General features: G+C 61.2%; 10 protein-coding genes and 1 riboswitch. Of the genes, 3 read left to right on the top strand and 7 right to left on the bottom strand.

What is annotated here, in order from left to right:
- From OKC30_RS18115 to OKC30_RS18135, 5 genes are all read right to left on the bottom strand, one after another.
- On the bottom strand, positions 1-819 hold an 819-nt coding region (locus OKC30_RS18115), incomplete at its 3' end, for an IS110-like element ISAeca3 family transposase (RefSeq protein WP_270698523.1).
- Positions 820-932: 113 nt separating this feature from the next.
- Positions 933-2,057 (bottom strand): 5-(carboxyamino)imidazole ribonucleotide synthase, encoded by a 1,125-nt coding sequence (locus OKC30_RS18120; RefSeq protein ID WP_052814684.1) that lies wholly within the window; start codon positions 2,055-2,057, stop codon positions 933-935.
- Positions 2,054-2,563 carry a 5-(carboxyamino)imidazole ribonucleotide mutase gene (gene purE / locus OKC30_RS18125; RefSeq protein ID WP_042026785.1) on the bottom strand — a complete coding sequence of 170 codons (510 nt, stop codon included), beginning with the start codon at positions 2,561-2,563 and terminating at the stop codon, positions 2,054-2,056. The genes OKC30_RS18120 and purE overlap by 4 nt, the downstream gene beginning before the upstream one ends.
- 59 nt (positions 2,564-2,622) lie before the next feature.
- Complete coding sequence (locus OKC30_RS18130; RefSeq protein ID WP_026456329.1) at positions 2,623-2,925, bottom strand: P-II family nitrogen regulator; 303 nt, start codon at positions 2,923-2,925, stop codon at positions 2,623-2,625.
- A gap of 4 nt (positions 2,926-2,929) precedes the next feature.
- Complete coding sequence (locus tag OKC30_RS18135; RefSeq protein ID WP_043153767.1) at positions 2,930-3,856, bottom strand: sodium-dependent bicarbonate transport family permease; 927 nt, start codon at positions 3,854-3,856, stop codon at positions 2,930-2,932.
- 110 nt (positions 3,857-3,966) lie between these two features.
- On the opposite strand from OKC30_RS18135, the gene OKC30_RS18140 reads away from it, so the two are divergent.
- The 3 genes from OKC30_RS18140 (at position 3,967) to murI (ending at position 7,897) form a co-directional block, all read left to right on the top strand.
- A complete protein-coding gene (locus OKC30_RS18140) occupies positions 3,967-4,869 on the top strand; it encodes a LysR family transcriptional regulator (protein WP_043153769.1) in 903 nt (300 codons plus the stop codon).
- A 35-nt stretch (positions 4,870-4,904) separates the two neighbouring features.
- A riboswitch (cobalamin riboswitch) is annotated at positions 4,905-5,082 on the top strand.
- Positions 5,083-5,134: 52 nt separating this feature from the next.
- Positions 5,135-7,000, top strand: a complete 1,866-nt coding sequence (locus OKC30_RS18145; RefSeq protein WP_052814683.1) for a TonB-dependent receptor domain-containing protein — start codon at positions 5,135-5,137, stop codon at positions 6,998-7,000.
- A 108-nt stretch (positions 7,001-7,108) separates the two neighbouring features.
- On the top strand, positions 7,109-7,897 hold the full coding sequence (murI, locus tag OKC30_RS18150) for a glutamate racemase (RefSeq protein WP_270665158.1): 789 nt from the start codon (positions 7,109-7,111) through the stop codon (positions 7,895-7,897).
- Positions 7,898-7,900: 3 nt separating this feature from the next.
- Here murI and OKC30_RS18155 read toward each other — a convergent pair whose 3' ends face one another.
- Positions 7,901-8,392, bottom strand: coding sequence for an RNA recognition motif domain-containing protein (locus OKC30_RS18155; RefSeq protein ID WP_041214213.1), 492 nt, complete (start codon positions 8,390-8,392; stop codon positions 7,901-7,903).
- 224 nt (positions 8,393-8,616) lie between these two features.
- Positions 8,617-8,889 (bottom strand): hypothetical protein (locus OKC30_RS18160; protein ID WP_270665159.1); only part of this gene is annotated, 273 nt, incomplete at its 5' end.

Here is an 8,889-nt window from a genome sequence, read left to right on the forward strand (position 1 = left end):
TCTAAGATTTTTGTCGCCACGCTTGCTGATACCCTTCAGGTTTGCCCGGCCCCCAGTACTGTACTGGCGTGGCACCAATCCGACTGACGCCGCGAAATCACGACTACATCGATAGTGTTTTCCGTCACCGAGCTCGGCGGCCAACACGCTGGCAGTGATCGGGCCGACACCAGGGATTGTCATCAGACGCTGACCAAGATCGTCATCGCCAAGCTGGCTGGCCAGTTCCTTGTCGATCTCGGCAATTTGCTGCTCCAGATACTTGAAATGGGCATGCAGCCTCTCCAACATGGTAATCAGTCGCGCTGGTAACTCGTGTTCAGCCATCACAGAAGGCAGGCGCTTGATGGCGGCATGACCGACGGGCAGACTGATGCCAAATTCGAGTAAAAAGCCGTGTATCTGGTTCGATGCCTTAACCCGATCGCGCACAAACGATTCGCGCACACGATGCAGTGCTCCCAACGTTTGCTGGCTTTCGGTCTTGGGCGTTACAAACCGCATGGAGGGACGGCAGGCGGCCTCGCAAATAGCTTCAGCATCGATGAAGTCGTTCTTGTTGCTCTTGACGAATGGGCGCACGAATTGAGGCGAAATGAGCTTACTCTCATGCCCAAATTCAGCCAGCCGACGAGCCATGTAATGGGCTCCGGCACATGCCTCCATGACGATGGTGCATACAGGAAAAGTTGCGAGGGATTCGATGAGCTTTGTCCGGTTGAACTTCTTGCGAAGAAGAGCCTTGCCGAACCGGTCTTGACAGTGAATGTGAAAAGAGTGTTTACCGAGATCAATACCAATAAGCGCAACGTTTTCCATGATGGCCTCTCCTGAAAGAAAAACACCCTGTCAGCGTACCGCTCACAGGGTGGGGGTGACCATCTCATTAGACCCGGGCCTTGGCCCGGGTCTTTGCATGTCAAGGGGTGGACTCAGCGCGGAGGCAGACCCAGCAGGGCGCGCAGCTGGTGCGCGGTGGCCTCGACGGCGGGCCAGTCGCGGCCAGTGACGGTGACGTGGCCCATCTTGCGGCCGGGGCGGGCTTCGCCCTTGCCATAGAGGTGAAGGTGCACCCCGGGCAGGGCCAGGGCGCCGGCCCAGTCCGGCGTGCCGTCTTGCCACAGATCCCCGAGCAGGTTGAGCAGGATGGCGGGCTGAACCTCAGCCTGTGCCGGCAACGGCAGATCGCACAGGGCGCGCACCTGCAACTCGAACTGGCTGCAACCGGCATTGTCGATGCTGGGGTGACCCGAATTGTGGGGCCGGGGGGCCATCTCGTTGACCAGTAGCTCACCGCCGACCAGGAAGAACTCCACCGTCAGCACGCCCACATAGTCGAGGGCGGCGATGATGTGCTCGGCGATGCGCTGGGCCTCGCGCTCCAGGGCGGGCACATTGGCCGGGGAGCGAGTCTGATCCAGGATGCCGCCGCTGTGCCAGTTCTGCACCAGGGGCAGGGCACTGATGGCACCGCTCGGACTGCGGGCCAGGGTGAGGGCAAACTCCCCCTCCAGCGGCAGGCGTTTTTCCAGCACGCAAGGGACACCGCTGGCGGCCAGGGCCGCTGGCAATTCGCCCGCATTGTGGATAGTCCACTGCCCCTTGCCATCGTAGCCCTCGCGGGCGGTCTTGAGGATGGCGGGGAAGAGGTCGCCGGGCAGGGCGGGCAGCGGCTCGCCGGGCAGCAGGGTCAGGTTTGGGGCGACCGGTACGCCGGCGCGGGTCAGGAAGGCTTTCTCTTCCCGGCGATCCTGACAGACACGTACTGCGCTCGCGGCCGGGCGCACCGGCTGGTACTGCTCAAGCAGGGCCAGGGAGACGGCGGGCACGTTTTCGAACTCGCAGGTGATGGCGTCGCAGCGGCTGGCCAGATCGCGCAGGGCATCGGTATCGTCATAGGCGGCAACGATCTGCTCGTCGGCGGCTGCACCGGCGATGCTGATGGGGTCCGGGTCCAGCACGATCACCTTGTAGCCGAGACGGTGGGCAGACATCACGAAGTAGCGGCCGAGCTGGCCGCCACCGAGCATACCCAAAGTGGCGGGGGGCAGTATCATGCCGGCTCCTCCAGGGTGAGCGCCAGCACCCGGTCGCGCTCCTTGGCGCGGAAGCCGTCGAGCTGCTGGTGATAACGGGGAGCGTCGCCATCTTGGGCGACAGACAGCAGGGACACGGCGAACAGACCGGCATTGGCGGCACCCGCCTCGCCGATGGCGAAGGTGGCGACCGGCACGCCCTTGGGCATCTGCACGATGGAGAGCAGGGAGTCCATCCCCTTGAGCTGGCGGGTCGGGATCGGCACGCCCAGCACCGGAATCGTGGTCTTGGCGGCCAGCATGCCCGGCAGATGGGCGGCACCGCCGGCACCGGCGATGATGGCGCGCAGGCCGCGTTCGCGGGCGCTGGCGGCGTATTCGAACAGCAGATCCGGGGTGCGGTGGGCCGATACCACGCGCGCTTCGTAGGGAACCCCGTGCTCCTTGAGGATGCGGGCGGCCGCTTGCATAACGGGCCAGTCAGAGTCAGAGCCCATTACCAGGCCGATCAGGGGAGGGGTGCTCATTACTACTCCTTGCAGTCAAACGTTTGTCTCTGGTTGGCAAAACAAGCCGGCATGCCGGCTCAGAATTTCTCGGGTCGCACTATTTCGACCGTTTGCAGGAACGCAATCATAGCGTAATCGGGGTAGTAACGGATCTTAATATGTTCCATCAATCGTTCGGCCTGCTCGCGAGTGCAGATCGCCTCCAGCCTGATATTGCCGCTTTCACTCCAGCTGGCGTTGCGTTCGCCATGGTCTCCCCGGCCCCGGGCATCGGTGATGGTATAGCCGCGCAACCCTTCTCGGGTCAGGGTGCGCAGCAGGGTGGGTTCCAGGGTGGCCTCTGTCACTATGGTCAACAGGGTGCGGGTCTCGGTCTGCATATGGCTACTCCATGAAGTGGCGGGCCCAGCTGTGGTAGAGCGGGATCCCCAGCATGATGTTGAACGGGAAGGTGACCCCCAGCACGGCGCTCAGCGACAGTCCGGGATTGGCCTGGGGCAGGGCGATGCGCAGGGTGGCGGGTACGGCAATATAAGAAGCGCTGGCGGCCAGGATGGCAAGCAGGGTCAATCCGCCGAGGGAGAGCCCCATCAGCTTGCCGACGGCCAATCCCAGTCCGGCCGAAGCGAGCGGCATCAGCAGAGCGAAGCCGAGCAGGAACAGACCGTGACGGCGCAGGTCCTGGCACTGGCGCGCGACAATGAGGCCCATTTCCAGCAGGAACAGGGCCAGCGCTCCCTTGAACAGGTCGACAAAGAGCGGTTTGAGGGGAGCGACCCCTTCCGGTCCGGCCAGGTAGCCGATGGCCATGCCGCCGAGCAGCAAGGTGACTCCCTTGCCGAGGAAAGTCTCGTGGGCCAGCATCCGCCAGCGGGTCTGGCGACTCACACCACGCGCCAACACTATGCCGACCAGGATGGCCGGGATCTCCATCACCGCCAGGAAGATGGAGAGCTGGGATTCGAAGTCGATGCCGCGCTCGGTGAGCCAGTTCACTCCGACCGCGAAGGTGGCCACGCTGACCGAACCGTAGTGGGCGGCGGTGGCGGCGGCATCGATCCGGTTCATCTTGATGCGCAGCAGGGCAAAGCCGAGCAGGGTCTGCACCATGCCGAGCAGGATCACCAGCGCCAGCTGGGGCAGCAGGGGGAGCAGGGATTGCTGGGCCAGCCCGACGCCGCCCTTGAGGCCGATAGCCAGCAGCAAAAAGAGGGAGAGAGTATCGTAGAGGGCGGGTGGTAGTTTGAGCTCGGAACGTACCAAACCGGCCAGCAGGCCAAACAGGAAAAAGAGAACAACAACATCCAACATGATGACTCGCGGGAGCAGTCCACAGGGTGGTTGCATGCTAGAGTGCATGATGCTTCGATAAAATCAGATTTTGATTGATGGTTGTTCGGTAAAAACTGATAAGGGGCCCGATGCTCAACTACAAGCAGCTCTACTACTTCTGGCATGTGGCCCGCAGCGGTGGCGTGACGCGGGCGGCGCAGCAACTTCATCTGACCCCGCAGACCATCAGCGGCCAGGTGGCCGAGCTGGAGCAATCCCTCGGCGTGGCGCTGTTCAACAGGGTGGGCAGGCGGCTCGTGCTGACGGCAGCAGGTCGCCAGGCGCTCGAACAGGCCGGGGCCATCTTCTCGCTCGGCGCCGAGCTGGAGCACTCCTTGCGCCACGCCAGCCAGGAGCTGACCATGCAGGTGGGGATTACCGCGTCAGTCCCCCGCACCCTGGCATTCGAACTGCTGGCGCCGGCCATGGCACTGGCGACCCCGCTTCGGCTGATCTGTCATGAGGAGCGGCCCGACCAGCTCTTCAGCGAGCTGGCCAGACACAAGTTGGACATGGTGTTGACCGACCGCCCGCTGCCCCCCGACAGCGGCATCCGCGGCTATAACCACGAGCTGGGGCGCAGCCCGCTGGCCCTGTTTGCCAGCCCGGCGCTGGCGGCGCAGGCCCGCAAGGGGTTTCCCGCCGCCCTGGAGGGGTTGCCTGTGCTGATCCCGGGTGAAAAGTCGGTGACTCATGATCGCTTGCTGGCCTGGTATCACCAGCAGGGTATCCATCCCCACCTGGTCGGCCAGTTCGATGACTCTGCCCTGATGAAGTCGTTTGGCAAGGCGGGGATGGGGATCTTTCCGGCTCCGCTCGCCATGGGGGAGGAGATAACCCGCGTCTATGGTGTCGAACGGATTGCCACCCTGCCCGAGGTCACCCTCTCCTACTATCTGGTCTCGGCCGGCCGTCATCTCTCCCACCCCGGCGTGAAGGCGGTGATGGAGGGGGCCAGCCAGCGATTGGCGGCACTGGAAAATAAAAAATAGAAATCTGGATGGCTATACATCCGATATGCGTCTGCCTATAATCCCCCCGCTTTGGCGCATCATGCTTAATAGGGAATCCGGTGAAAATCCGGAGCTGGCGCGCAGCGGTAAGGGGGAACGAAGCGACATCAGGGCACTGCCGTCAGGTGGGAAGCCGTCGCCGTAGGTCATCAGCCCCCCAGCCCGAAGACCTGCCAGAGTTCGTATTTCGGGCCGAGAGAAACCGGCCACGAAGTAGATGCTTACGCGAACTTAAGGATCTCTCATGTCCAAGAAATTATTGGCGGCTGCCCTGTTGCCGACGGCGGCATTTGCCCAGCAGCTGACCATTCCTGTCAATCCTACCATGGTGGTGACCGCCACTCGCGTCGCCCAACCTGCTTCCAGCGTACTGGCTCCCGTCAATGTGATCAGCCGGGACGAGATCGATCGCCTGCAAGCCCAGACCGTGACCGATGTGGTCAAGACCCTGCCCGGCGTGGAAGTGGTCAGCAATGGTGGCCGCGGTCAACTGAGCTCGCTGCGGGTACGTGGTGGCACCTCTTCCCAGACCCTGGTGCTGGTGGACGGCGTGCGCAGCGCCTCCCTGACCGCCGGCATGACCGAGCTCAACAACCTGCCCCTCAACCAGGTGGAGCGGATCGAATATATCCGCGGTGCGCGCGCCACCATTTATGGATCCGATGCCATCGGTGGGGTCATCAATATCATCACTCGCCCGGATCAGGGAACCAATCAACACAAGTTCAACCTGGGCGCGGGCTCCCACAAGCAGCGTCAGGCCGCCTTCAGCAGCGCCAGCCAGGTGGGTGATGCGGGTCAGATCAAGGTCGCTGGTGGTTTCGATGACGAGACCGGCTACAACGTGCATCCCATCGTCGGGGTGAACGATGGCGACAAGCATGGACACCGGGGCTATAACGCCATGGTGGATTATCAGCAGGCGCTGGCCAGCAACTGGGATCTGTTCGGTACGACCCGCTGGTTCCGCAATATTGCCCAGTACGACAGATCCTCTGCCGCTTCCGCCTGGGGTCCGGCGTTTCATCAACGCAATGAGACCTGGACCGAGAACCAGAGCTACCAGCTCGGCTCCCGCTATCATGACGAGCGCTACCTGAGCGAACTGCGCGGCGCCTTCTCCAAACAGGATGCCTACGACTACCCGGATACCAGCGGCCGCGATCAGTCCGCTGATCGACTCTATACCCGTCAATACACCCTGAACTGGGTCAACAGCGTCAAACTGGACGAGAGCTGGACCCTGGGGGGCGGCGCCGACTGGCAGCGCGACATGCTCGACGATAGTTCCCGCTCCTCTGGCGTCGCCTTCCCGAGTGACGCCGATGAGCGTGACAACACCGGGCTCTATGCCCTGGCCCAGTTTGACAACCAGGTCTGGCAGGCCGAGCTGAGCGGTCGCAGCGATGACAACGAGCAGTTCGGACGTCACAACACCTGGCAAACCGGCGCTGGCTGGCGCTTCGTTGAGGATTATCGCCTCAGTGCCCGTTACGGCACCGGTTTCCGTGCCCCCTCCTTCAACGATCTCTACTACCCGGGGTCCGGCAATCCGGATCTGAAGCCGGAAGAGTCGAAAAGCCACGAGTTGATGCTGGACGGACAGACTGCTGGTGTGGAGTGGCGCTTGACCGGTTATCGCAACGACTTCGAGCAGATGATCCAATGGGCACCGGACAGCCAGGGCATGTGGACGCCGCAAAACGTCGGTAAGGCGCGGATTGAAGGGGTTGAGCTGGAAGGGGAGTTCGAGACCGGCTGGCTGAGCCATCGCGTTTCCGCCGAATACAAGGATCCCAAGGACAAGGTCACCGACAAGCAGTTGCAGCTGATCTCCCGCAAGGGGGCCAAGTGGGTGAGCCAGGCGCAGTGGCAGCAGTTCGATGGCTCTCTGAGCTGGATCTACCAGGGTGAGCGTTATGGTGACGCGGCCAATACCACCCAGCTGGGCGGTTACAGCGTGTGGAACCTGGCGGTGGGCTATCAGGTTGCACCGTCCTGGAAGGTCTCCGGCAAGATCAGCAACCTGCTGGACAAGGAATACCAGACCTCGGTGGGTTACCCGGCTGACGAGCGTGCCTACTATGTGACGGTGGACTACGCACTCTGATCCCCTTGTCTGGATCTGAAAAATCAGGGGCCCTGCCATTGGCAGGGCCTTTTCTATTGGCGCCGGGCGGGAGTATGATCGCGGCCTCGCATTCAAGGGGGAGCTCAGGTGGCCAATATTCTCGTGTTCGACTCCGGTATGGGCGGTCTGACCGTCTATGGGGAGATCCGTCGCGCTCTGCCGGAGCACAACTATTTCTACAGTTTCGACAATGCCCACTTTCCCTATGGCGAGCTGAGTGAGGCGGCCCTCATCGAGGCTTGTACCGGACTGGTCAGCCACATGGTGGCCGAGCACGCCATCGATCTGGTGGTGATCGCCTGCAATACCGCCAGCACCATTGCCCTGCCATCCCTGCGTACCGCACTCAGCATTCCCGTGGTCGGCGTGGTCCCCGCGATCAAGCCTGCCGCCGCCCTGACCCGTAACGGCTACATCGGTCTGCTGGCAACGCCCGGCACCGTCAGCCGTGACTATACCCATGAACTCATTGCCCAGTTCGCCCCGGGCAAGCATGTGCTGCTGAAGGGGGCCACCGAACTGGTTATCGAAGCCGAGCGCAAGCTGGCGGGGTTGCCGGTCAATATGGCCCTGCTCAGAGAGGTGCTCGCAGACTGGATGGAAGGGGAGGAGAGGCCGGATACCCTGGTACTGGGATGTACCCACTTCCCCTTGCTCAACGAAGAGATCAAACAGCTGATGCCGGAATGCCAACTGGTCGATTCGGGTCTTGCCGTGGCAAGGCGGGTGGAGCATCTGCTGGCGACACTGTCGGTCCAGGCGCCTGGCGAGGGGACGGGACGTGCCTACTGCACGCGACTGGATGCAGGGGCCCAGAAACTGACAGCCCCCTTGCAAGCTTGGGGGCTGTCGTCACTCGAAGAGGTGGTGTACTGAATATCAGGCGTCGATGTCGTTGACGTCCTTCTCATCCCGGTCCCGCTTGTCATTTGCTTCACGCACTTTCAGGGTGCGCTGCTGATACTCCTTGTCATTGAGCGCGGCGATGGCCTTGGCCGCATCGGCGACAGGCATCTCCACAAACCCGAAGCCCCTGCGTTTGCCGGTGGCCTTGTCCTTCATCAGACGAACTGACAGTACCTGACCTTGCTCGGCAAAGAGTTCGCGCACCGCAATCTCGTTGGCGCGATAGGGCAGGTTGCCTACATATAAGGTACAGGTCTCCTGGCTGGTTGCCTGTTCGAGGGCGGTTGCAGGCGCACGGTTAAGGAAGAGCGGTACCACGAAACCGCCAATGGCCAGACCGGCGGCAAAAATGACTTCGACTTTCAGAGAGAACTGCAGGGCCTGGGCAACCAGATAGCCGAGCAGCGCCAATACCAGAGCAAGAACTGCTGCCTGCACATAAACGGGAAACTTGGATAAATTCATCTTTAAAGACCTTTTGTAAATGAAAGCAAAAAAGGTGCAACACTCTATTCACCTTCATGGTAACCAGCTTTACGACCAGACGCTACCATGGACCACTTGAGGTAAATTATCCGCTTCAGTATGGCATTCCTTCAGCCAGGAAGATCCTGATAAATGCCAATAAAAGAGGGCTGAAATCATCAGCTTGTGGATAACATTGTATATATACACTGGGTAAGTTGTTTCTAACTGGATAATTTGAAGTTTCCGTGACTTTCTTCAAAAATTCCCTTGTCATCGCAATCGGCCTCCCTATAATGCGCCCCTACCAGCACGGCGGAACACGCCAACCTGATGAGCCAGCTTCCCTTAGGAAGTGGGCGCCGAAAGAAAAGCGAAAACAACCGCTTGACTTTCGAAGTGAGGGGCGTAAGATGCGCTTCCTCAACGCGATAAGCGTGACGCTCTTTAACAATTTGAATCAAGCAATCTGTGTGGGCACTCACAGCATCGAGCAT

Origin of the sequence: Aeromonas sp. QDB18, assembly GCF_027705325.1 — a bacterium.
In the GTDB taxonomy this organism is placed as follows: domain Bacteria; phylum Pseudomonadota; class Gammaproteobacteria; order Enterobacterales; family Aeromonadaceae; genus Aeromonas; species Aeromonas caviae.

Excerpts from the sequence above, each read along its gene's own strand:
- OKC30_RS18120 (WP_052814684.1), bottom strand. The coding sequence starts at position 2,057 with ATGATACTGCCCCCCGCCACTTTGGGTATGCTCGGTGGCGGCCAGCTC.
- purE (WP_042026785.1), bottom strand. The coding sequence starts at position 2,563 with ATGAGCACCCCTCCCCTGATCGGCCTGGTAATGGGCTCTGACTCTGAC.
- OKC30_RS18130 (WP_026456329.1), bottom strand. The coding sequence starts at position 2,925 with ATGCAGACCGAGACCCGCACCCTGTTGACCATAGTGACAGAGGCCACC.
- OKC30_RS18135 (WP_043153767.1), bottom strand. The coding sequence starts at position 3,856 with ATGTTGGATGTTGTTGTTCTCTTTTTCCTGTTTGGCCTGCTGGCCGGT.
- OKC30_RS18140 (WP_043153769.1), top strand. The coding sequence starts at position 3,967 with ATGCTCAACTACAAGCAGCTCTACTACTTCTGGCATGTGGCCCGCAGC.
- OKC30_RS18145 (WP_052814683.1), top strand. The coding sequence starts at position 5,135 with ATGTCCAAGAAATTATTGGCGGCTGCCCTGTTGCCGACGGCGGCATTT.
- OKC30_RS18155 (WP_041214213.1), bottom strand. The coding sequence starts at position 8,392 with ATGAATTTATCCAAGTTTCCCGTTTATGTGCAGGCAGCAGTTCTTGCT.